Annotated in this window: 18 protein-coding genes; 11 read left to right on the forward strand and 7 right to left on the reverse strand. The window is 70.3% G+C overall.

What is annotated here, in order from left to right; all coding sequences use genetic code 11:
- Positions 1-31 precede the first annotated feature (31 nt).
- The 3 genes from HC028_RS10465 (at position 32) to HC028_RS10475 (ending at position 4,677) form a co-directional block, all read left to right on the forward strand.
- Entirely contained in the window at positions 32-2,134 is a 2,103-nt protein-coding gene (locus HC028_RS10465) for a peptidoglycan recognition protein family protein (RefSeq protein WP_168075771.1), read from the forward strand.
- A gap of 196 nt (positions 2,135-2,330) precedes the next feature.
- Positions 2,331-3,518: a glycosyltransferase family 4 protein gene (locus tag HC028_RS10470; protein ID WP_168075773.1), complete on the forward strand. Its 1,188-nt coding sequence runs from the start codon at positions 2,331-2,333 to the stop codon at positions 3,516-3,518.
- Positions 3,519-3,576: 58 nt separating this feature from the next.
- Complete coding sequence (locus tag HC028_RS10475; RefSeq protein ID WP_168075968.1) at positions 3,577-4,677, forward strand: mannose-1-phosphate guanylyltransferase; 1,101 nt, start codon at positions 3,577-3,579, stop codon at positions 4,675-4,677.
- On the opposite strand, the gene HC028_RS10480 is transcribed toward HC028_RS10475, so the two are convergent.
- Complete coding sequence (locus HC028_RS10480; protein ID WP_168075775.1) at positions 4,668-5,843, reverse strand: coenzyme F420-0:L-glutamate ligase; 1,176 nt, start codon at positions 5,841-5,843, stop codon at positions 4,668-4,670. The genes HC028_RS10475 and HC028_RS10480 overlap by 10 nt on opposite strands.
- Positions 5,836-6,780, reverse strand: coding sequence for a 2-phospho-L-lactate transferase (gene cofD / locus HC028_RS10485; RefSeq protein WP_168075777.1), 945 nt, complete (start codon positions 6,778-6,780; stop codon positions 5,836-5,838). The genes HC028_RS10480 and cofD overlap by 8 nt, the downstream gene beginning before the upstream one ends.
- A gap of 176 nt (positions 6,781-6,956) precedes the next feature.
- Here cofD and HC028_RS10490 point away from each other — a divergent pair, with 176 nt between their 5' ends.
- The 3 genes from HC028_RS10490 to HC028_RS10500 all read left to right on the forward strand — a co-directional run bounded on the left by HC028_RS10490 (position 6,957) and on the right by HC028_RS10500 (position 10,830).
- Positions 6,957-7,598 (forward strand): hypothetical protein, encoded by a 642-nt coding sequence (locus tag HC028_RS10490; RefSeq protein WP_168075779.1) that lies wholly within the window; start codon positions 6,957-6,959, stop codon positions 7,596-7,598.
- Positions 7,599-7,652: 54 nt separating this feature from the next.
- A complete protein-coding gene (locus HC028_RS10495) occupies positions 7,653-10,166 on the forward strand; it encodes a bifunctional FO biosynthesis protein CofGH (protein ID WP_168075781.1) in 2,514 nt (837 codons plus the stop codon).
- A gap of 406 nt (positions 10,167-10,572) precedes the next feature.
- Positions 10,573-10,830 carry a WhiB family transcriptional regulator gene (locus HC028_RS10500; RefSeq protein WP_168075970.1) on the forward strand — a complete coding sequence of 86 codons (258 nt, stop codon included), beginning with the start codon at positions 10,573-10,575 and terminating at the stop codon, positions 10,828-10,830.
- 82 nt (positions 10,831-10,912) lie between these two features.
- On the opposite strand, the gene HC028_RS27035 is transcribed toward HC028_RS10500, so the two are convergent.
- Positions 10,913-11,278: a metallopeptidase family protein gene (locus HC028_RS27035; protein ID WP_203981186.1), complete on the reverse strand. Its 366-nt coding sequence runs from the start codon at positions 11,276-11,278 to the stop codon at positions 10,913-10,915.
- Positions 11,279-11,591: 313 nt separating this feature from the next.
- Between HC028_RS27035 and HC028_RS10510 the strand changes: the two genes are divergently transcribed.
- Entirely contained in the window at positions 11,592-11,948 is a 357-nt protein-coding gene (locus HC028_RS10510; RefSeq protein WP_168075785.1) for a DUF3499 domain-containing protein, read from the forward strand.
- Between the two features lie 117 nt (positions 11,949-12,065).
- Here the strand turns inward: HC028_RS10510 and HC028_RS10515 are convergent, their stop codons facing one another.
- The 4 genes from HC028_RS10515 to HC028_RS10530 all read right to left on the reverse strand — a co-directional run bounded on the left by HC028_RS10515 (position 12,066) and on the right by HC028_RS10530 (position 17,513).
- On the reverse strand, positions 12,066-13,433 hold the full coding sequence (locus tag HC028_RS10515) for an aspartate aminotransferase family protein (protein ID WP_168075787.1): 1,368 nt from the start codon (positions 13,431-13,433) through the stop codon (positions 12,066-12,068).
- Positions 13,430-13,885 carry an Lrp/AsnC family transcriptional regulator gene (locus tag HC028_RS10520; protein ID WP_168075789.1) on the reverse strand — a complete coding sequence of 152 codons (456 nt, stop codon included), beginning with the start codon at positions 13,883-13,885 and terminating at the stop codon, positions 13,430-13,432. Before HC028_RS10520 ends, HC028_RS10515 begins: the two co-directional genes overlap by 4 nt.
- Positions 13,886-14,009: 124 nt before the next feature.
- Positions 14,010-15,545: an APC family permease gene (locus HC028_RS10525; protein ID WP_168075791.1), complete on the reverse strand. Its 1,536-nt coding sequence runs from the start codon at positions 15,543-15,545 to the stop codon at positions 14,010-14,012.
- A 534-nt stretch (positions 15,546-16,079) separates the two neighbouring features.
- Entirely contained in the window at positions 16,080-17,513 is a 1,434-nt protein-coding gene (locus HC028_RS10530) for a gamma-aminobutyraldehyde dehydrogenase (RefSeq protein ID WP_168075793.1), read from the reverse strand.
- A gap of 287 nt (positions 17,514-17,800) precedes the next feature.
- Here HC028_RS10530 and HC028_RS10535 point away from each other — a divergent pair, with 287 nt between their 5' ends.
- From HC028_RS10535 to HC028_RS10550, 4 genes are all read left to right on the forward strand, one after another.
- Positions 17,801-19,192 carry a phosphomannomutase/phosphoglucomutase gene (locus HC028_RS10535; protein WP_168075795.1) on the forward strand — a complete coding sequence of 464 codons (1,392 nt, stop codon included), beginning with the start codon at positions 17,801-17,803 and terminating at the stop codon, positions 19,190-19,192.
- A gap of 29 nt (positions 19,193-19,221) precedes the next feature.
- Positions 19,222-19,416 carry a Trm112 family protein gene (locus tag HC028_RS10540; RefSeq protein WP_168075797.1) on the forward strand — a complete coding sequence of 65 codons (195 nt, stop codon included), beginning with the start codon at positions 19,222-19,224 and terminating at the stop codon, positions 19,414-19,416.
- Entirely contained in the window at positions 19,416-20,624 is a 1,209-nt protein-coding gene (locus tag HC028_RS10545; RefSeq protein WP_168075799.1) for an SIS domain-containing protein, read from the forward strand. The genes HC028_RS10540 and HC028_RS10545 overlap by 1 nt, the downstream gene beginning before the upstream one ends.
- Positions 20,625-20,735: 111 nt before the next feature.
- Positions 20,736-21,692, forward strand: coding sequence for a cation diffusion facilitator family transporter (locus HC028_RS10550; RefSeq protein WP_168075801.1), 957 nt, complete (start codon positions 20,736-20,738; stop codon positions 21,690-21,692).
- Position 21,693: the final 1 nt, after the last annotated feature.

Here is a 21,693-nt window from a genome sequence, read left to right on the forward strand (position 1 = left end):
GGTCGTTGCCGCGGCGGCGGTTCCGTTGATCGTGGCTGGGGTCGGGAACACCGACCGGGTCCCGACGGTCGTGCAGCTTGCCCGCGGGACGAGCGGCGCGGAGGTCACCGAGACCCCGGCGCCGTCGCCGACGATCACCCCGCCGGCCGGCCCGACCTCGAACGGGCTCACCCCCGGCGCCGCCCGGCTGCTCCTGGGCCGCTTCGACGCACCCGCGGCCGGCGTCGTCGGCCAGGACGGCGTGCCCGAAGGGGTACCGCTCGTGGCGGGTTCGGCGAACCAGCAGGGTGCCCGGTCGCTGCACCTGACTCGGGAAGGCCTGGCACCGTTCCGCGCCGCCGGCGTCACCTGGACGGGCCCCGCGGACGGGGTCAGCGTCGCCGTGCGCAGCCGGACCGGGGCTGACACCTGGGGCTCCTGGCGCACCGCCGCGCCCAGCGGCGGCTACGACGGGACCGGCCCGGGCGTGCGGCAGGGTGCCCAACTCGTCTGGCTCGGCACCGGCGACGCCATCGAGGTGGTCGTGACGTACGCGGGTCCGACCGCCCCGGGAGACGTGGCCGTGGACCTGATCGACCCGCGGGAAGCGCCCGGGGATGCGGTGGAGGTGCCGTCCGTGACCACGGTCGCGGTCGACGCGTCCCGGGTCGGGCGGCCCCCGATCCACGCCCGCTCCGAGTGGGGGGCCGACGAGCGGTTGATGGTCTGGTCGCCGCAGTACGCCGTCAACCTGCGCGCGCTCGCCTGGCACGACCAGTCGGTCGGCGGCGAGTACACCGAGACCGACGTCCCCCGGATCCTCCGGGCGCTCTTCTACTATCAGGCGGTCACCCGCGGCTGGGGCGACCTCGGGGACAACGTCCTGGTCGACCGGTTCGGCCGACTCTGGGAAGGCCGCTACGGCGGGCTGTCGCGCGCTGTCATCGGCGCGCACACGCCGGGGCGCAACAGCGGTACCGCGGGAATCGGTGTTCTCGGCGGCCCCGCGCCCGTCCAGGCGTCGCCGCAGGCACCGACGCCGGTGGTCGAGGCCGCCGCGCGCTACGTCGCCTGGAAGCTGTCGATCGGCCCCGCCGTCGACCCCCGCGGGTACGCCACGCTGCCGGGGACGGCGGAGACCGAGTCCGCGAAGGTCAGCCCGCCGAAGGCGACCGGGTCAGCGTCCGCGAACCGGGCCCTGCCCGTCGCCGCGGCGCCGAGCGCGACGTCGGCCGCGCCGAAGGCGTCGAAGCCCGCCACATCCAAGACGACGGAGGCGAAGCCGTCGGCGCAGACGTCCGGTACGGTTCCGCGGGTCTTCGCCGCCGACAAGGCGCTGGCAGAGGTCGTGTTGCCTACGGTGCGCGACCGGGCGTACGAGTTGATGGGGGCATGGGCCCACCCGCAGACGATGCGACGCACGCTCGCCATGTGGAACCCGGCTCGCGCGACCTTCACCGAACTGGGTGACGCAACGGTGTCCTGGGCCGGGCAGGTGGGCGACCTGCCGGTTCCGGCCGACTACGACGGTGACGGCCAGTTGGACATCGCGACCTGGTCGCCGGTGACCGGCGTGTGGACGATCCAGAACTCCGCTGCTGGCACCACCGAGAGCTTCGTGCTCGGGCAGGCCGGCGACACCCCGGTGCCGGCGGACTACGACGGCGACGGGCGGGCCGAGCCGGCGACGTTCACGCCGAAGACCGCCACCTGGCACGTGCGCGGCGCCGCGGACGTGGTGTTCGGCAAGCCGGGCGACCGGCCGGTGCCGGCCGACTACAGCGGCGACGGGCGGGCCGATCTCGCCGTGTACCGGGCGAAGCTCGGCCTCTGGGAGATCCGGGGGATGAGCAAGGTCTACCTTGGCTCGCCGTGGCACATTCCGGTGCCCGCTGACTACAACGGCGACGGAAAGGCTGAGCCGACCACGTTCTCACCCAAGTCGGGGCTGTGGTACCTGCGCGGCAAGGCGCCGGTGCGCTTCGGTAACCCTGGCGACGTGCCGGTGCCGGGTCAGTACGACGGTGATGGGAAGGCCGACTTCGCCGTGTGGCGTCCGCCGGCCCGTGGCGCCGCGACCGGCAACTGGATCGTCCAGAGAGTGGGCAGTTACCAAATCGGCACTGTGGGTGATGTGCCGACGACCTTGGGGTAGTCGTTTTGTCGATTCCAACGCGGGTACGCGTTGTGGACATCGGGCGGTGGGTCGAGAGCAGTAGGCTGGCGAACAGATGCCGAACCTCCGCGCCCCCCGCGCGGCACCGGCGGGGTGTGACTCCGCGTACAGTGCGAAGTTGCGCCGACCGGAGCCTAGTTGGTGCGCTACCACAAACGAGTCGAGGAGCTGCCCAGTGACCGCCGGCCGCCCGCCCCGCGTGCTAGTCGACGCCACGAGTGTCCCGGCCGACCGCGGTGGGGTGGGGCGCTACGTCGATGGTCTGCTCGGCGCGCTCGGGAACATGGACGTCGATCTGGCCGTGGTCTGCCAGCGCACGGACGCCGAGCGCTACGGCAGGCTGCTTCCTTCTGCCAAGGTGATCGCCGCGCCCGCTGCCGTGGCGCACCGCCCGGCCCGGTTGGCGTGGGAGCAGACCGGCCTGCCGCTGCTCGGCCAGCAGGTCGGTGCACAGGTGCTGCACTCGCCGTTCTACACCTGCCCGCTGCGCACCAACTGCCCGGTCACGGTCACCGTGCACGACGCGACGTTCTTCACTGAGCCGGAGCACTACGACAAGTCCCGTCGCACCTTCTTCCGGTCAGCGATCAAAACCTCGCTTCGCCGCGCCGCTCGCGTGATCGTGCCGAGCAAGGCGACCCGGGATGAGCTGATCCGGTTGCTGGACGCGGATCCGACCCGCATCGACGTCGCCTACCACGGCGTCGACTCCCAGGCCTTCCACGTCCCGAGTGCGGACGAGAAGGCCCGGGTGCGCGCGCGACTCGGCCTCGGTGGCCTCAACTACATCGCCTTCCTCGGCGCCAAGGAGCCACGCAAGAACGTGCCGAACCTGATCCGGGGCTGGGCGGCGGCGGTGGGCGACCGCGAGGATCCGCCGGCGCTGGTCATCGCGGGTGGGCAAGGCCACGACGACGAGATCGACCAGGCGGTCAGCGAGGTCCCACCGCACCTGCGGTTGCTGCGCCCCGGTTACCTTCGCTATGCGGATCTGCCGGGCTTCCTTGGCGGTGCGCTGATCGCGGCCTATCCGTCCTATGGGGAGGGCTTCGGCCTGCCGATCCTGGAGGCGATGGCCTGCGGCGCGCCGGTGCTCACCACCCCCCGGCTGTCGCTTCCGGAGGTCGGTGGCGAGGCGGTGGCCTACACCGGGCCCAATCCGGACGAGATCGCCCGCGACCTGAGCAGCTTGCTCGATGATGAGCCTCGCCGTACGGCCATGGCCAAGGCGGGCGTCGACCGCGCGAAGGAGTTCACCTGGGAGTCCAGTGCCGAGGTGCACCTGGCTGCCTGGGCGCGAGCCGCCGGGGGCGGCGGTGGCGTCGACTTGATTCCGGATCGGACGGCTCGTAAGCAAGCGTGATGCAGGTCCCGGTACCCGTGTGTGTGCCTACAGTGAGCCGACCGGCATGATGGTCGGCGTGTTCTATGCGGTCATTCCCGCTGGTGGCAGCGGCACTCGTTTGTGGCCCCTGTCGCGAGCAGGGCACCCCAAGTTCCTGCACGCGCTGACCGGCACGTCCGCCAGCCTGTTGCAGGCGACGGTCGACCGCCTCGGCGCGCTCTCCGAGCCGGGGACGATGTACGTGGTGACCGGCCTGGCGCACGCCGCCGCCGTCGCCCGCCAGTTGCCGGCGCTGCCCGACACGAACATTCTGGTCGAGCCGTCGCCGCGCGAGTCGTGTGCCGCGATCGGTCTCGCGGCCGCCCTCATCTCGACGCGTGACCCGCAGGCGCTGATGGGCTCGTTCGCCGCCGACCATCTCGTCCGGGACAACGACGCCTTCGTCGCGGCCGTCGGTGCCGCCATCGACGGTGCGCGCGCTGGCCTGCTGATGACCATCGGGATCACCCCGACCCACCCGGAGACGGGCTACGGCTACCTGCGCTGTGGCGAGCCTCTCGGCGACGGCCCGGTCAGCCGGGTGGAGGAGTTCACCGAGAAGCCGCCGTACGAGATCGCTGTCTCCTATGTGGACTCCGGCCGGTACTACTGGAACGCCAGCATGTTCACCTGGCGGGTGGACGTGTTCCTCGCCGAACTCGCCCGCCAGCAGCCAGAGTTGCACGACGGCTTGATGCGCATCGCCCAGGCGTGGGACGGGGGTGACCGGCAGTCGGTCCTGGATGAGGTCTGGCCCACCCTGCCGAAGATCTCCGTCGACTACGCCGTGATGGAGGGCGCCGCCGCCGCCGGAATGGTCGGTACGGTGCCCGGTGACTTCGGCTGGACCGATGTCGGCGACTTCCACACCCTCGGCGACGTGATGGAGCGCGACGAGCGCGGCAACGTCGTCGTCGAGGCGGACGACGGCGCGGGCGGCAAGTCCGAGGTGCTGCTCTACGACACCGAGCGCACCGTGGTGGTGCCGCGCTCCGGCCGGCTGGTGTCGGCCGTCGGCGTCCACGATCTGATCATCGTGGACACGCCGGACGCGGTGATGGTGTGCCCGCGAAACCGCGCCCAGGACGTCAAGAAGTTGGTCGACGGCCTGAAGGAGCGGGGCGACTCCTACATCTGACGCTTCGCCGGCGCTCCGATCGCCAGCAGGCCGAGCGGTTCGTGGCCGGCGGGCAGCGTCGCGAGGTCCGTGATCGTCGCAGCGTCGGCGCGGACCCAGGCGCTGCTCAGATCGGCGGAAGCGAGGGCCGCGCGCAACCGGTGGACGGTCGCGCCCACTTCAGCGACCGTCCAGCGGTCGGCGTCGGCGGGGACGTGCACGACCACCAACTCGGCCGTGCCGCTGGGCGCCAGGTCGCGCAGTTTGTCGCGGACGCCCGCGTCGGTGACGTGGGTGAAGGCGGCGCCCACTGTGTCGACCTGTTCGCGACTGCGGGGCTCGCTTCGCTCACTCCTCGCGCTCACGGCCTCCAGCGCCGCCGCCACCAGGTCGGGGTCCACCGGAGCGTGGGCGAACTCGGTCGCGTCGGCGAGGGTGGCCACCTCCGAGCGCCCCAGCGCCCGTGCCTCGGCCGTACCGAGCGAGAACATGTCCATCTCGGCGTCGCGTACCAGGGCTCGCGCGCCGGGGCCGTCGTCGTCGGTCACGCCGCCGTAGCCGCGGATCACCGCGATGGGCACCTGGTCGAACTTGCCCTTGACCAACTCGCCGGCGCCGGCCAGTTCGTCGATGTCGGCGACCTCGGTGACGTGCAGTTCATTGCCGTACGGGTCGACGTCGCCCCGGTAGTCACGCACCGGGAGCACCCCCGCCGCGCCGATCGCCACGTCGGTCAGGCCCAGTCGCCACGGGCGGCCCATGGTGTCGGTGATGACGACCCCCACCTGCCGGCCGTGGCGCTCGCGGAGGGCGGCGCGCAGCGCGCGGGCCGACGCGTCGGGGTCGACCGGGAGCAGGACCAGCCGGGACCGCTCCACGTTGGAGGCGTCGATGCCGGCGGCGGCCATGACCAGGCCGTGGTGGGTCTGCACGATGCGGGTCGGGCCGCGGCGGGCCACCACGCGGGCGGTCTCGGCGGCGATCGCCACGTCGCGCGCGGCGTCCCGCTCGGGCCCGTCCTCCGCCGGCACCTCGACCAGGCGGCCCTCGGACTTGCTCACGATCTTGCTGGTCACGACGAGCACGTCGCCGTCCTCGAGCCACGGCGCGGCGGTCGTGATCAGGTCGGCGAGATCGGTGCCGGGCGTGACCTCGCCGATACCGGTGACCGGACGGACCTCAAGCACCGGCCACCTCCAGGGCGGCTCGTACGATCGCGGCGGTGGCGTTCTCGTCCCGCATCCAGAGGTCGTGGCTGCGGACGGTCACCCCGGGGATCGCGACGCCGGCGTCTGTGGGGTCGACCAGCCAGCCGTCGAGCACGCCCCCGGCGCCCCGCGCGCCGTACAGGTTGCCGACGCCGGCGGCGCTGCACTCGACTCCGAGGGCAGCCAGGCACTTGTCGGCCATCCCGCGTACGGGTGCGCCGCCGATGATGGGGGAGACCCCCACGACGGGCGCCGTCAACGCCTCCTTGATTCCGCCCACGGCGAGGATCGGGGCGATACTGACGACCGGGTTGCTGGGCGCGACGAGGACGACGTCGGCGGCGGCCAGGGCGTCGAGGACCCCCGCGGCAGGTTTGCTGGTCTCGGCGCCGACGAAGACGAAGCGCTTCGCGGGCAGTTCGGCGCGGTAACGCACCCACCACTCCTGGAAGTGGATGGCGCGCTGCTTCCCCTCCTCTTCCACGACAACGTGCGTCTCGACCCGGTCGTCGGTGGCGGGCAGCAGGCGTACCCCCGGCCGCCAGCGGGCGCACAGGGCCTCCGTGACCGCAGACAGGGGGTACCCGGCGTCGAGCATCCGCGTCCGTACGAGGTGGGTGGCGATGTCCCGGTCGCCCAGGCCGAACCAGGTCGGCTCGGCGCCGTAGGCCGCCAGTTCCTCCTTGACCGTCCAGGTCTCGTCCTGCCGGCCCCAGCCGCGTTCGGCGTCGGCGCCGCCACCCAGTCGGTACATGACGCTGTCGAGGTCGGGACAGACGCGCAGGCCATGCAGGGTCACGTCGTCTCCGACGTTGACTACCGCGGTCACTTCGGAACCGGATTCCCGCGCGACCGCACGCACTCCGGCGAGGAACTTTGCCCCGCCGATGCCGCCGGCCAGTACGACGATCTGCATGCCTGCCATCCTCGCCTATCGGCCCCGCCGCAGCCGCTGGGCCCCGGGTTTTCATAGATCTTGGGGCCGGTTGGGTCTGCGCTGTGAGGTCCGCCGGGTCGGCGGGTACTGGCAACGTCGCGGTGCCATCACCGCGGGGCAGCCACATCCGCCGACCTCACCTCCTGGGGGCAGCCGTGACCAGCCAGCCGAGCGACACTCCGGCGTCCGCGCCGACCCACTCCGTGGGTACGCCAGGCGCCGCGCCGTCCCTGCCCGGGCAGTCCGCCCGGCAGTTCGCCGATCCACTGCGGCAGCCGGCCGCGTTCGTGCTGCTCCTCGCGAACGGGCTGATCCTGCTGTTCGCCATCATCGACCTGTTCGTGATCACCGAGGACTGGTCGGTGAACTTCCTGGCCCGGGCCGGTGGTTCGTTCGTCGACTTCGTCGGCGTCGTGTCGATCGGCTTCCCGATCGTCGCCGTCCTGCTGGCCACCCACCTCAGGCCCGCCGTACCGCAGGCCAGGCTCGTGACCGGGGTGGCGCTCGCCGAGTACGGGGTGTCCGCGCTGTTCGGCGCGTTGTGCATCATGGTCGACTTCCTGCACGGCGTGACCGATCCGGAGACGATCCTCGGGATCGGCCCGACCCGGCGCGCCTTCGAGGATCTGCTGGTCCGGGCCGGTGAGTTCGCTGTGCTGGGCGTCGCCGCGTTCGCGGTGTTCCAGCTCTTCCAGGGGCTGTACGCGAACCCGGGCCCCAGTCGGCCGCAGCCGACGCAGGCGGTCGCGCCGCCCGGGAATCCCGAGGGGCCCGTGGAAGAGTGGAGACGTCCGTGAAATGGGCCTCACCTGCTGTTCGTGCTCTGTGACACAACGCCTACTGTGACTCGGATGAGCGCAGGTAGGAGCCAGCCGATGTCCGACAGTGCCATGCGGCGTGTGCTGCGCCGTGCCTCGGATGGGCGTCCCCTGGACGCCGATGAGGCGACGACGCTGCTTGTCGCCACAGGGGAGTCGTTCGACCAGCTACTGCGGGTCGCCGCCGGAGTGCGCGATGCGGGGCTGGCCGACGCCGGACGGCCGGGCGTCGTCACGTACTCGAAGAAGGTCTTCATCCCACTCACGCGGCTGTGCCGGGACCGCTGCCACTACTGCACGTTCGTGACGGTCCCGCACCGGGTCCCGGCGCCGTACCTCGATCGCGATGAGGTCGTAGCGATCGCTCGGCAGGGCGCCCAGCTGGGCTGCAAGGAAGCACTGTTCACCCTCGGTGACCGGCCGGAGGAGCGGTGGCCGCAGGCCAGGACGTGGCTGGCCGAGCGCGGATACGAGTCCACACTCGACTACGTACGGGCCGCCGCGATCGCCGTCCTCGAGGAGACCGGCCTGCTGCCGCACCTGAATCCGGGCGTCATGTCGTGGGCGGAGCTGCAGCGGCTCAAGCCGGTCGCGCCGAGCATGGGCATGATGCTGGAGACGACGGCGACGCGGCTGTGGTCCGAGCCGGGTGGGCCGCACTACGGGTCCCCGGACAAGGAGCCGGCGGTCCGCCTGCGGGTGCTGGAGGACGCCGGCCGGGTGGGGGTGCCCTTCACCACCGGCATTCTGATCGGCATCGGGGAGACGCCGGCCGAGCGGGTCGACGCCCTGTTCGCCATCCGCCGGATCGCCCGCGAGTACGGGCACATTCAGGAAGTCATCGTGCAGAACTTCCGCGCCAAGCCGGACACGGCCATGCGGGGTATGCCGGACGCGGAACTGCGCGATCTCGCGGCCACGGTGGCGGTCGCCCGGCTCGTGCTCGGCCCGAAGGCCCGCATCCAGGCGCCGCCGAACCTGATTGATGATGAGTACGCGTTGTTGCTGCGTGCCGGCATCGACGACTGGGGCGGGGTCTCGCCGCTGACGCCCGACCATGTCAACCCCGAGCGGCCCTGGCCGCACATTGATGAGCTGGCGCGCCGCAGCGCCGCCGCCGGCTTCACGCTGCGCGAGCGCCTGACCGTCTACCCCGAGTACGTCCAGCGCGGCGAGGGGTGGATCGACCCGCGGGTGTGGGGCCACGTGACGGCCCTCGCGGATCCGGCGACGGGCCTGGCCGTCGAGGCCGCCCGCCCGGCCGGCCAGCCGTGGCAGGAGCCGGACGGGGGATATGCCGCCGCGGGGCGGACCGACCTGTTCGCCACCATCGACACCACCGGCCGCAGCGCCGACCGGCGCGGCGACTTCGACTCCGTGTACGGCGACTGGGCGGAAGTGGCGAAGCATGTTACGGCCGTCCCTTCTTCCGGCCGGCTCGAGGCCGATGTGACGGCCGGGCTCCGGCTGGCCGAGTCCGACCCGGCCGCGCTGCTCGACCCCGCCCGGGAACGGGAGGCCCTCGCGCTGTTCACCGCGGACGGCGAGGCGCTCGACGAACTGGCCCGCATCGCTGACGACCTGCGCCGGGACGCGGTCGGTGACGACATCACGTACGTGGTCAACCGCAACATCAACTTCACCAACGTCTGCTACGTCGGCTGCCGGTTCTGTGCGTTCGCTCAGCGTGAGCGCGACGCCGACGCCTACCGGTTGTCGGTGGAGCAGGTCGCCGACCGTGCCGAGGAGGCGTGGAAGCTCGGCGCGACCGAGGTCTGCATGCAGGGCGGCATCGATCCGAAGATGCCGGTCTCGACGTATCCGGAGTTGATTAAAACGATCAAGCAGCGGGTACCACGCATCCATGTCCATGCATTCAGCCCGATGGAGATCGTCACCGCTGCGGCCAAGGCCGGTGTGTCGGTACGCGAATGGCTGACCGAGCTCCGCGCGGCGGGGCTGGACACGATCCCCGGAACCGCCGCCGAGATCCTCGACGACGAGGTGCGCTGGGTGCTGACCAAGGGCAAGTTGCCGGCGGCAACCTGGATCGAGGTCGTGACCACCGCGCACGAGCTCGGTATCCGGTCCAGCTCGACGATGATGTACGGCCACGTCGACAATCCGCGCCACTGGCTGGGGCATCTGCGTACCCTCGCGCGGGTGCAGGACCGCACCGGTGGGTTCACGGAGTTCGTCGGGCTGCCGTTCGTGCACAACAACGCGCCGATCTACCTGGCCGGGATCGCCCGTCCCGGGCCGACCTGGCGGGACAACCGGGCGGTGCACGCCATGGCCCGGGTACTGCTGCACGGCCGGATCGCCAACATCCAGTGCTCCTGGGTGAAGCTCGGGGACTCCGGCACCGTGGCGCTGCTGCGCGGCGGCGCCAACGACCTGGGGGGCACGCTGATGGAGGAGACCATCTCGCGGATGGCGGGCAGCGAGCACGGCTCCGCCCGTACGATCGAGCAGTTGCGCCAGATCGCGGCGGACGCGGGGCGCACTGCGCGCCAGCGGAGCACGACGTACGCAGCAGCCCCCTGAGCCTGCCAGCAATCAGACTTTTGTCCGATTTTGCCCGTCAACTCGGTACCCGCTACTCCACGATCAGTGCAATTGGAACGCGACACGCCGCAGATGTAAAAAAGGGGCGTTACCAACCGACGGCTCGGTCGATAACCGCTACGACGCCACGGACTCGCTTGATTCACATCGACGTGGAACGGGCGAGGAAGGCGTCTCTGGCGGGAGTTGCAGGGCCGGGCCCATTTACCAGGTTCGGCTTGACGACGCGAGCATTACACGCGTGTAATTCCACTGGGGATGTTGGATCGGGGCGTTGGGAAGCGCCATTTTTCGGGCAAACCGGGCGCGCATTCGAGGGGAGTGCGTGTTCCGTGTGGGGGGCAGCGTCGGCACCGCGACCGGCGCGCAAGAAGGAGGCACGCTGATGGACGGCCGAGGTGTTCTGGCCGACCTGCTGGGTAACGCACCGGAGTGGCAGGAGCGCGCTCTGTGCTCGCAGACTGACCCGGAGGCGTTCTTTCCCGAGAAGGGGGGCTCGACCCGCGAGGCGAAGCGCATCTGCTCGCGCTGCGACGTGAAGGCTGACTGCCTGGAGTACGCGCTGGGGCACGACGAGCGTTTCGGCATCTGGGGTGGGCTGTCGGAGCGCGAGCGTCGCAAGCTCAAGCGTCGGGCCGCTTAGCAGGCGGAAAAGAGAGAAGCTTGCGCGAGGACGGGAAATCGGATCGCTGGATCCGGTACCCGTCCTCGCCGCGCAGGTGGGTTCAGTCGAGATCCTCTGGAGCCACCCCGAGCAGGTTGGCGACCTGCTCGATGATGACGTCGTGCACGAGGTCCGCCAGGTCCTCGCGGTCGGCCGCCCGGAACTCCAGCGGCCGCCGGTACAGCACGATCCGGGGCGGCACGCCGTGCCGGCCCGGCCGGCCGGGCAGCAGCCTGGCCAGCGGGACCTCGCCGTCTTCGAGGACATCGGAGTCGTAGACGTTGAGATCGGGCGGAACGTCCTCCACCGCGAACTCCACGCCGGCCAACTCCTTGGAGAACCGCTGCTCCAGCGCCTCCACCGAGTCGAGCACCAGATCGTCGAAGATCTCGGCGCGGGTGCGGGAGAGCGGGGCTGAGGCGGGCACGAGTCGACCGCGGAGCCCTCGCCCATGACGGTCGCGGCCGCGCCGGCCAGGACCCCCGTGGACGGGGCCTGCGCCAAAGGCTCCGCCGGGGCCTGGGGCTGCGCCGGGGCCGGGGGCTCCGCCGGGGCCTGGGGCGGCGCCAGCGGCTCCGCGGTAGCGGCGGTCGGGACTGCTCACGCCGTCAGACTAGCGCTGGCCACCGACGCTTCCGCACGGCGCGCCAAGCCGTGTGGCTCATTCGTGATCGTCACGTTTCGGCGTGTCGCGGGCCGATCATTACCTACTGCGCGCCTCGGGGCGATAGCGTTCCGCCGTGAGGTCACCACGACGCTGCTCCCGCAATGGCTGTCCCCGGCAGCCCGTCGCGACGCTGACCTATGTCTATGCCGATTCGACCGCGGTTGTCGGTCCGTTGGCCGCGTTCGCCGAGCCCCACTCGTACGATCTGTGCGAGCAGCACGCACGTAGCCTGACCGCACCGCGCGGCTGGAACATGGTCCGTCATGACGGAGAGTTCGAACCACCGCCCCCGAGCGGTGATGATCTTGTCGCGCTCGCCGACGCCGTCCGGGAAGCTGCCCGGCCGCCGGTCCCGCGCGACGAGGCAGAAGAGGATCTAGGCCGGCTCGGCCGTCGCGGTCATCTTCGCGTCATACCGCCGGGCGCCTGACCCCCTTTTATTCGGAGGGCGCCCTCTTGGAACCCCGGTTATGCGGAGGGCGCCCCTCTTACGGTCTATGGCCGTAGCGGGGCGCCCTCCGCACGAACGGGCGAACCTCGCCGCGCATCACATACGCGCTGACGCCTCGGTCAGCACGCTGCGCAGGATCTGCTCGATCTCAGCGAAGTGCGACTCGTCGCAGATCAGCGGCGGCGCCAGCTGGATCACCGGGTCGCCACGGTCGTCCGCGCGGCAGTACAGGCCGTTGTCGAACAGCGCCTTCGACAGGAAGCCGCGCAGCAGCCGCTCGCACTCCTCGTCGTTGAACGACTCCTTGGTGGCCTTGTCCTTGACCAGCTCGATGCCGAAGAAGTAGCCGTCGCCGCGCACGTCGCCGACGATCGGCAGGTCGGTCAGGCGCTCCAGGTAGGACCGGAACAGGTCCGAGTTGGCGCGCACGTGGCCGTTGAGGTCCTCGCGTTCGAAGATGTCCAGGTTGGCCAGGCCGACCGCGGCGGCGACGGGGTGCCCGCCGTACGTGGTGCCGTGGGCGAACCAGCTGGTGCCCTGGAGGAAGGGCTCAGCCAGCCGCTCCGAGGCGATCATCGCGCCGAGCGGGACGTACCCCGACGTGAGGCCCTTGGCCGAGGTGATGATGTCGGGCTGGTAGCCGAACCGCTTCGCGCCGAAGTACTCGCCGAGCCGGCCGAACGCGCAGATCACCTCGTCGGAGACGAGCAGCACGTCGTACCGGTCGCAGATCTCACGGACCCGCTGGAAGTATCCGGGCGGGGGAGGGAAGCAGCCGCCGGCGTTCTGCACCGGCTCCAGGAACACGCAGGCGACCGTGTCGGGGCCCTCGAACTCGATCGCCTCGGCGATGCGGTCGGCCGCCCAGATGCCGAACTGCTCCTCGGTCATCGACTCGTCCGGGCGGCGGTAGTAGTTGGTGTTGGGCACCCGGATGGTCGACGGGACCAGCGGCTCGAACTCCTCCTTGAGCACCGGGATGCCGGTGATCGACAGGGCGCCCATCGAGGTGCCGTGGTAGGCGATGGACCGCGAGATGGCCTTGGTCTTGAGCGGCTTGCCGATCTGCTTGAAGTAGCTGCGCGCGAGCTTCCAGGCGCTCTCGACGGCCTCGGAGCCGCTGCTGGTGAAGAAGACCCGGTTGAGGTCGCCGGGGGCGAGGTCGGCGATCCGGTCGGCCAGCTCGATCGCCTTCGGGTGCGCGTACGACCACAGCGGGAAGTACGCGAGCTCCGCGGCCTGCTTGGCGGCGGCCTCGGCCAGTTCGGTGCGGCCGTGGCCGACCTGCACGACGAACAGGCCGGACAGCCCGTCGAGGTAGCGCTTGCCGTTGGCGTCGTACACGTAGGGCCCGTCGCCACGCACGATCACCGGAACGTCGGCGTTGGCGTACGAGGACAGGCGGGTGAAGTGCATCCAGAGATGGTCGCGAGCTGCCGCGTACATCTGCGCGTCGTCGGTCATCGGGTCCCCCAGGCGTAGGTTTGCTTGGCGAGTTTCAGATAGACGAATGTCTCCGTCGCGGTGACGCCGGGGACAGTTCGGATGGTGTCGTTGAGCAGGTGCAGGAGGTGGTCGTCGTCGGTGCAGACCAGCTCGGCGAGGAGGTCGTAGCCGCCGGCGCAGATCACGACGTAGTCGACCTCGGGGATCGCGGCGATGGCGTCGGCGGCGGCGCGCATGTCGCCCGTCACCTTGATTCCGATCATCACCTGGCGGGCGAAGCCGAGCATGAGGGGGTCGGTCACGGCGACGATCTGCATGACGCCGGTGTCCAGGAGTCGCTGGACCCGCTGGCGGACCGCGGCCTCCGACAGGCCCACGATCTTCGCGAGTGCGGCGTACGACATGCGGCCGTCGCGCTGTAGCTGCTCGATGATCTGTTTGTTGACGTCGTCAAGTACCGGCTCTGCCACGCTATGGATTCTCACCCGGTACCCGTTAATGTGCAACTAAATCGGTTGGCTGAAGGTGCTAACTGTCAGGAATCCGAAGCGGCGGGGCGGCTGTGAGTGCGCCCCGCCGCTTCGGTCGGCCGGGTTACTCCGCCGTCGTGATCAGTTCGCCGTGCTCGCCGATGGAAACGCCCGCGCGCATCGTGGCGCCCTGGAAGTACGCCCGGCTCACCGCGTTCCACACGATCATCAGCACGATGCCGAGCAGGATTGAGCCGATTCCCAGGACGAACACGCCGCCGATGCCGAACAACGTGGTCTCGCCGGCGTTCGGCTGGGCGTAGTCATAGGCCGACTTGAAGAATGCGGCCACCAGGATCACGCCACCGAGGAACGGGAGGATCACCTTCAGCCACAGGTCCTTCGCCGTGCGGCCCGGCTCCTTGCGGAAGTGCCAGGCCGAGGCGAATCCGGTGAGGCCGTAGTAGAACGCGATCAGCAGGCCGATCGCCGCGATGAGGTCGGTCAGCGACGCAGGGCTCAGCCAGGTAAGGCCGGCGTAGAACGCGACCGACACGATGCCCATCGCCCACGTCGACACCGTAGGCGTCTGGTAGCGCGGGTGCACGACGCTGAACGCCTTCGGCAGGGCCTTGTACGCGCCCATCGCGAGCGTCGTCCGGGCGGTCGGCAGGATCGTGGTCTGGGTCGAGGCGGCCGCCGACGACAGCACCGCCAGGAAGAGGAACTTCGCGCCCCAGCCACCGAGGACCGCCTCGCCGATACCGCTGAGCGGGTCGTCGATGGTGTCGGGGTTGGTCATGCCGATGCCCTCCTTGCCGACGCCGGCGTAAGCCTGCGCCGCGACCGTGATGACCACGTAGGACACGAGCAGGACCACCGTCGCCAGGACCGCGGCGCGCCCCGGGGTGACCGTGCTGTTCTCCGTCTCCTCGTTGACCGCGACCGCCGTGTCCCAGCCCCAGTAGATGAAGACAGCGAGCAGGATGCCGGCTGACAGGGCGCCGAAGGTGATCCCCCCGGTGAAGGGGTTGAACCAGTCGAGCGACGGCTTGATGGCTAGGTTGCCCGCCGAGCCCGCGTACACCTTCACCAGTGCCACCACCGCGAAGACCGCGAGCGCGAGCAGCTCCAGGCCCAGCAGGACGAACTGGGTACGCGCGGAGAGTTCCACGCCCCGCCAGGCGATCCAGGTCATGCCGAGGATCCAGACGCAACCCAGCAGGGTGACGGCCCACGTGTTGCCGGCCAGGCCCTTCAATCCGAACAGGTCGTAGGTGTACTGGCCCGCGATCTGGGCCAGGTTCGCCATCACGATGACGTCCGCCGCGACGATCATCCAGCCGGCCATCCAGCCGAGGCGCCGGCTGAACACCCGCGCCACCCAGGTGAAGCTCGTGCCGCAGTCGGGGTCGACGCTGTTGAGCGCCTTGTACGCGTACGAGATGAACAGCATCGGGACGAAAGCCAACAGCATGATGATCGGACCCTTGGTGCCGACCGAGTCCGCGATGTAGCCCATCGTCGCCGCGAGGCTGTACCCGGGAGCGGCCGATGCCACTCCGATGACGACCGTGGACAGGAGACCCAGGGCGCCCAGCTTGAGGCCCTTGTTGGCGGGCGACGGCGTCGGAGTCGCCGGGGGAGCGGAGGTACTCATCAGTGCCATCCTTCGGGGTCACGGCGGCAATCTGGTAAGGGCTGTGCAATTGATGTAGATGCGTTTATCGCAGGTATGAGCCTTCTTGACAAGGCTTTCCGTAGCAGCATCGTGCTCGGAAAACTGTTTCAGTCTTGATCGGCCCGGTTCATCCGATGAATCGGCGCACCCGTCCCTCGGTGAAAGGCGCGCCCAGGCGGGTACTCCTCGCCCGTGCCGGTGGGTCGGTGCCGCGGTGACCCGGCATAGCCGCCGGACGCGACTTCTTCGACCGGTTTCGTGGGGATCCGCGAGCGGTAGCGGCGCGGCGCTCGCCATTTCCGGGGTAACAACTCCGGACGCGGTAGGCTCCAGTCGCTCCCAGTAGCGATCTTGGAGTTGTGGTGCCGCAACGTCCGCGGCCGCGACCGCGGGCGGCGGGCGCCACAACTCCAGGGTCGTCCAGGGCCATGTCTTCAGGTCTTTCGGCGAAACGACGGCGGGGCCTCCGTGGTCACCACGGAGGCCCCGCCGTCGTTTCGCTGGCCGGTGCCGCTACGCCTCGATGTTGTGCATGACGTGCTTGATGCGGGTGTAGTCCTCCAGGCCGTACATCGACAGGTCCTTGCCGTGGCCGGAGTGCTTGAACCCGCCGTGCGGCATCTCCGCGACGATCGGGATGTGGGTGTTGACCCAGACGCAGCCGAAGTCCAGCCGGCGTACCACGCGCATGGCGCGGCCGTGGTCGCGGGTGAACACCGACGAGGCGAGCCCGTACCGGACGCCGTTGGCGAAAGCCACCGCCTCGTCCTCGTCGCTGAAGCGCTGCACCGTGATGACCGGGCCGAAGATTTCGTCCCGGATCGCCTCGTCGTTCTGGTGCAGCCCGGAGACGACGGTGGGGGAGTAGAAGTAGCCCTTGTCGCCCACGCGGGAGCCGCCGGCCCGCAGCTCGGCGTGGTCGGGCAGCCGGTCGATGAAGCCGGTGACCCGGGCGAGCTGGTTGGCGTTGTTGAGTGGGCCGTAGAGCACGTCGTCGGCGGGGGCGCCGGTCTTGGTGTTGCGGGCCTGCTCGGCGAGGGCGGCCACGAAGTCGTCGTGAATGCCGGGGGCCGCCAGGACGCGGGTCGCCGCGGTGCAGTCCTGACCGGCGTTGAAGTACCCGGCCACCGCGATGGCCTCCGCGGCGGCCTCGATGTCGGCGTCGTCGAAGACGATGACCGGGGCCTTGCCGCCGAGCTCGAGGTGGGTGCGCTTGAGGTCGGTGGCGGCGGCCGTGGCTACCTCCATACCGGCGCGGATCGAGCCGGTGACCGCGACCAACTGGGGAGTGGGGTGGCTGACCAGGGCGCGGCCGGTGTCGCGGTCACCGGCGACCACGTTGAACACGCCCGGCGGCAGGAACTCGGCGGCGATCTCGGCCAGCAGGAGGGTCGACACCGGGGTGGTGTCCGACGGCTTGAGCACGATGGTGTTACCGGCGGCGAGCGCCGGAGCGATCTTCCACACCGCCATCATCAGTGGGTAGTTCCACGGGGTGACCTGGGCGACGACGCCGATCGGCTCGCGGCGCACGTAGCTGGTGTGCCCGGCCATGTACTCGCCGGCCGAGCGGCCCTCCAGCAGCCGGGCGGCGCCGGCGAAGAACCGGATCTGGTCGACGGCCGGCGGGATCTCTTCGGACTCCATCATGGCCAGCGGCTTGCCGGTGTTCTGGGACTCGGCGGCGATGAACTCGTCGGCCCGGGCCTCGATGGCGTCCGCGATCTTCAGTAGCGCCCGCTGCCGCTCGGCCGGCGTGGTGTCGCGCCAGGTCTCGAACGCCTTCTCCGCCGCCCGCATCGCCCGGTCGACGTCCGCAGGCCCGGAGATCGGTGCGGACGCGAAGGCCTCGCCCGTCGACGGGTCGATCAGATCCGAGTACCGGCCGTCGGCCGGTGCCACCGAGGAGCCGTCGATGAAGTTATGGAGCACACGCTTGTCAGGCATAGTCTGGCCTCCAGCACTGATAGCCCTCTTTAGGCCACATCATTCCATCGAATCCGCAGCTGACAAGGCCCCATTGCGATCGTTTCCGTTGGTCAGGCGTGGTCGCGAGCCGAGCGGGTAAACCGGCCCGGGTGAGCCGGCGCGACGCTTGCGCGATCACGAGCTGCTCCGGGCTCCCCAGGGCCCGTCCGGGTAGCGTCGACGGTCGGCCGGGTCGTCAGCGCGGCTGGAGGGTCGTCGGTAGGCTCTCGGTACAATTACGAATCTCTCGCAAGGAGCTCGCATCCGTGTCAGACCTGAGTCGCATCGTCAAGGCGTACGACGTCCGCGGAACGGTCCCGGATGAGCTTGACGAAGCCACTGCCGAGGCGCTCGGTGCGGCCTTCGTGCAGACGTTGGGCGCCGGTGGCGACCTCGGCGCCGGCCGGATCGTGGTCGCGCACGACATGCGGGACTCGTCTCCGGTGCTGTCCGCGGCATTCATCCGGGGCGCGCGCCGAGCCGGCGTCGACGTGGTCGAGGCCGGGCTGGGCTCGACGGACCTGCTCTACTACGCCTCCGGGGCGCTCGACGTCCCCGGTGCGATGTTCACCGCGAGCCACAACCCCGCGCGGTACAACGGCATCAAGATGTGTCGGGCCGGGGCCCGGCCGATCGGGCAGGATACCGGCCTGGCCGAGATCCGCGACCGCGCCGAGCGCATCCTCGCCGGCGACCTCGCGATCGGCGACGGCACCGGCGACGCGGAGCGTCAGGACGTGCTCAAGGAGTACGCGGCGCACCTGCGCACCCTCGTCGACCTCTCCAAGATCCGGCCGTTGAAGGTGGTCGTGGACGCGGGTAACGGCATGGGTGGATACACCGTGCCGGCGGTCCTTGGCGACGCCCAGCTCGGCCCGCTGCCGCTGGAGATCATTCCGCTGTACTTCGAGCTCGACGGCACCTTCCCCAACCACGAAGCCAACCCGCTGGAGCCGGCGAACCTGGTCGACCTGCAGAAGGCCGTCCGCGAGCACGGCGCCGACGTGGGCATCGCCTTCGACGGCGACGCCGACCGCTGCTTCTTCGTCGACGAGCGCGGCGAGGCCGTCTCGCCGTCGGCCGTCACCGCCATGGTGGCAGTGCGCGAGCTGGACAAGCACCCGGGTAGCACGATCATTCACAACCTGATCACGAGTCGGGCGGTTCCGGAGATCGTGGCCGAGAACGGCGGTGAGCCGGTGCGCACCCGGGTCGGCCACTCGTTCATCAAAGCTGAGATGGCCCGTACCAACGCGGTCTTCGGCGGCGAGCACTCGGCGCACTACTACTTCCGCGACTTCTGGTATGCCGACACCGGCATGCTGGCCGCCATGCACGTGCTCGCGGCGCTCGGGGAACAGGCCGAGCCGCTGTCGCACCTGGTCGACCGGTACGTCCGGTACACCGACTCGGGCGAGATCAACTCCACGGTCACGGATCAGAAAGCCAAGACGGCCGAGGTTGCGGCGGCGTTCACCGGCGTCGAGGGCGCTCGCTTCGACACCCTCGACGGGCTGACGATCGACCTTCCCGACGGAAGCTGGATCAACCTGCGCCCGTCCAACACCGAGCCGCTGTTGCGCCTCAACGTGGAGGCGCCGACGCCCGAGCGGATGGCCCAGCTGCGCGACGAGGTCCTCGCCATCGTGCGGGGCTGAGCGGAAGACATCACAAGGGAGAACCACGCGTGTCACTCGACCCGGCTCTGCTCGACATCCTGCGCTGTCCTGACGAGCACCATGCCACGCTCGACTACGACGATGCCGCCCAGACACTGACGTGCACGCAGTGCGCCCGCGTCTTCGAGATCCGGGACGGCATCCCGGTACTGCTGCTCGACGAGGCCAGGCAGGGTACCGCCGGCGGGAGCGGGACGTCCTGATGACCGGTCCGTTCAACGGCGAGGCCGGGGTACGCGGACACCGCCACCTCGACCTCGAACTGCTCGACAACCCCGCGGCGCTCGCCGACGCCGACCCCGGCGGCATGCTGCGGGCCACCGCATCGGCGGGCGCCCAGGTACGCGAGTCGGCCGCCCTCGCCGCCGAGGCCAACCTCGAGGCGATCGCCGACGAGGGCCGGCCCCGGGCCGTGGTCGTCGCCGGTGTCGGCACGGCCGCCCGTACCGGTGACGTGCTCGCCACGGTCGCCGGTGCCCGCTGTCCCGTACCGGTGCTCTCGCACCGCAGCGCGGGTATCCCGGGTTGGGTCGGTGCGGGCGATGTAGTGATCGCGGTGTCGGCGTCCGGACGCTCGCCGGAGGCGCTCGCCGCAGCCGAGGCGGCCGCCCGGCGCGGCGCCCGGCTGGTCGCGATCGGCGCGCCCGAATCGGAGCTGGAAGCGATGGCCGATCGGGCGCGGGCGCCGTTCATCCCGGTGCCCCGGCGCGCCCCGGCCCGCGCCAGTCTGTGGGCGCTGACCGTGCCGGTGCTGCTGGCCGCCCGTACCCTCGGGTTGGTCAAGGTCAACGAGGCGGACCTGGCGGAGACCGCGACGCGGTTGGACATGGACGCCGACCGGTGTCGGCCCAGCCTGGAGTCGTTCGTCAACCCGGGCAAGTCGCTCGCGCTCGACCTGGGCAACTCGGTCCCGGTCATCTGGGGCTCGTCGTCCCTTGCGACCATCGCGGCCCGGCGCCTGGCCGACACCCTGAGCTCGAACGCCCGCTACCCGGCCGTGGCGGGCGGGCTCGGTGAGGCCGGGCGTGGACGGGTGGGCCTGCTCGACGGGGTGTACGGCGGCCTGGCAGAGGCCGACCGGGACATCTTCGCCGACGCAGACGAGGGGGACGAAGGACAGACGCGGCTGCGGCTGGTGCTGCTGCGAGACGGCGGGCTCTCCGACGAGACCGACGACCAGGGCGAGCCCTTGGCGGTGGAGGAGCGCCGCGCCGACGCGATCCAGTCCCTGGCTGAGCGCCGCGGGGTACGGGTCAGCGTCGTCACCGCCGAAGGTGCCTCGCCGCTGGAGCGGTTGGCGTCCCTGGTCGCGGTCCCCGACTTCGCGTCGGTCTACCTGGGTTTGGCGCACGGCTTCGACCCGATGGCCGTGCCGGCAGTCTCGGAAATGAAGGAGTTGTCTCGTCCATGAGCGAGCGCAGCGAGCGTAGCGAGGTGGCGGCATGAGCGAGCGCTGCGAGCGAATCGAATGGCTCAGTGTGCTGGCGCCTCATGGCGTCGGCGAGCGTAGCGAGGTGACGGCATGAGCGCTGGCGGAAGTGCTAGAGCTGTCGTCGCGGCGCTCCTGGCCAACCTCGGAATCGCGGTGACCAAGTGCATCGCGTTCGCGCTGACCGGTTCGTCGTCGATGCTGGCCGAGGCGATCCACTCGGTCGTGGACTCCGGCAACCAGGCGCTGCTGCTGGTCGGCGGCAAGCGGGCCACCCGCCGAGCGACGGCCAAACACCCCTTCGGATTCGGGCGGGAGCGCTACATCTACGCGTTCATCGTCACGATCATGCTCTTCACCGCGGGTGGTCTGTTCGCGCTCTACGAGGGGTACCACAAGCTCTCCCACCCGACGCCGATCACGGAGTGGCAATGGGTGCCGATCGCCGTGCTGGTCATCGGCATCGCCCTGGAGTCGTTCTCCTTCCGGACCGCGATCCACGAGGCCAACCACATCCGCAACGGCGTGTCCTGGCCGAAGTTCATCCGGCGCTCGCGCGTTCCTGAGCTGCCGGTGGTCCTCCTCGAGGACTTCGCGGCGCTGATCGGCCTGGTGTTCGCCCTGATCGGCGTCGGCCTGACGCTCGTGACCGGCAACGGCGTGTGGGACGGCGTGGGCACCATCGCGATCGGTTTCCTGCTGGTGGTGGTCGCCATCGTCCTCGCGGTGGAGATGAAGAGCCTGCTGATCGGTGAGTCGGCCACGCCCGAAGAGCTCGAGAAGATCGAGCGGGCGATCATGGCGGGTGACGAGGCCGAGCGGATCATCCACATGCGCACCGTCCACGTGGGCCCGGACGACCTACTGGTGGCCGCCAAGATCGCGGTCCGCCACGACGAGACCGCGGAAGCGGTCGCCAAGGGGATCGACGCGATCGAGAAGCGCATCCGGGAAACGGTCCCGATCGCGAAGATGATCTACCTGGAGCCCGACATCTACCGGCAGCCGGCCGCCGGGCGGGAAGCGGAGTCGGCGCTGACGGAGCACTGAC

The sequence above is a fragment of the Planosporangium flavigriseum genome (genome assembly GCF_011947225.1).
GTDB lineage: Bacteria > Actinomycetota > Actinomycetes > Mycobacteriales > Micromonosporaceae > Planosporangium > Planosporangium flavigriseum.

Bases quoted from the DNA above. Each gene is read 5' to 3' on its own strand.
- cofD (WP_168075777.1), bottom strand. From the start codon at position 6,780: ATGCAGATCGTCGTACTGGCCGGCGGCATCGGCGGGGCAAAGTTCCTC.
- HC028_RS10495 (WP_168075781.1), top strand. From the start codon at position 7,653: ATGAGCGCAGGTAGGAGCCAGCCGATGTCCGACAGTGCCATGCGGCGT.
- HC028_RS10500 (WP_168075970.1), top strand. From the start codon at position 10,573: ATGGACGGCCGAGGTGTTCTGGCCGACCTGCTGGGTAACGCACCGGAG.
- HC028_RS10515 (WP_168075787.1), bottom strand. From the start codon at position 13,433: ATGACCGACGACGCGCAGATGTACGCGGCAGCTCGCGACCATCTCTGG.
- HC028_RS10525 (WP_168075791.1), bottom strand. From the start codon at position 15,545: ATGAGTACCTCCGCTCCCCCGGCGACTCCGACGCCGTCGCCCGCCAAC.
- HC028_RS10530 (WP_168075793.1), bottom strand. From the start codon at position 17,513: ATGCCTGACAAGCGTGTGCTCCATAACTTCATCGACGGCTCCTCGGTG.
- HC028_RS10545 (WP_168075799.1), top strand. From the start codon at position 19,416: ATGACCGGTCCGTTCAACGGCGAGGCCGGGGTACGCGGACACCGCCAC.
- HC028_RS10550 (WP_168075801.1), top strand. From the start codon at position 20,736: ATGAGCGCTGGCGGAAGTGCTAGAGCTGTCGTCGCGGCGCTCCTGGCC.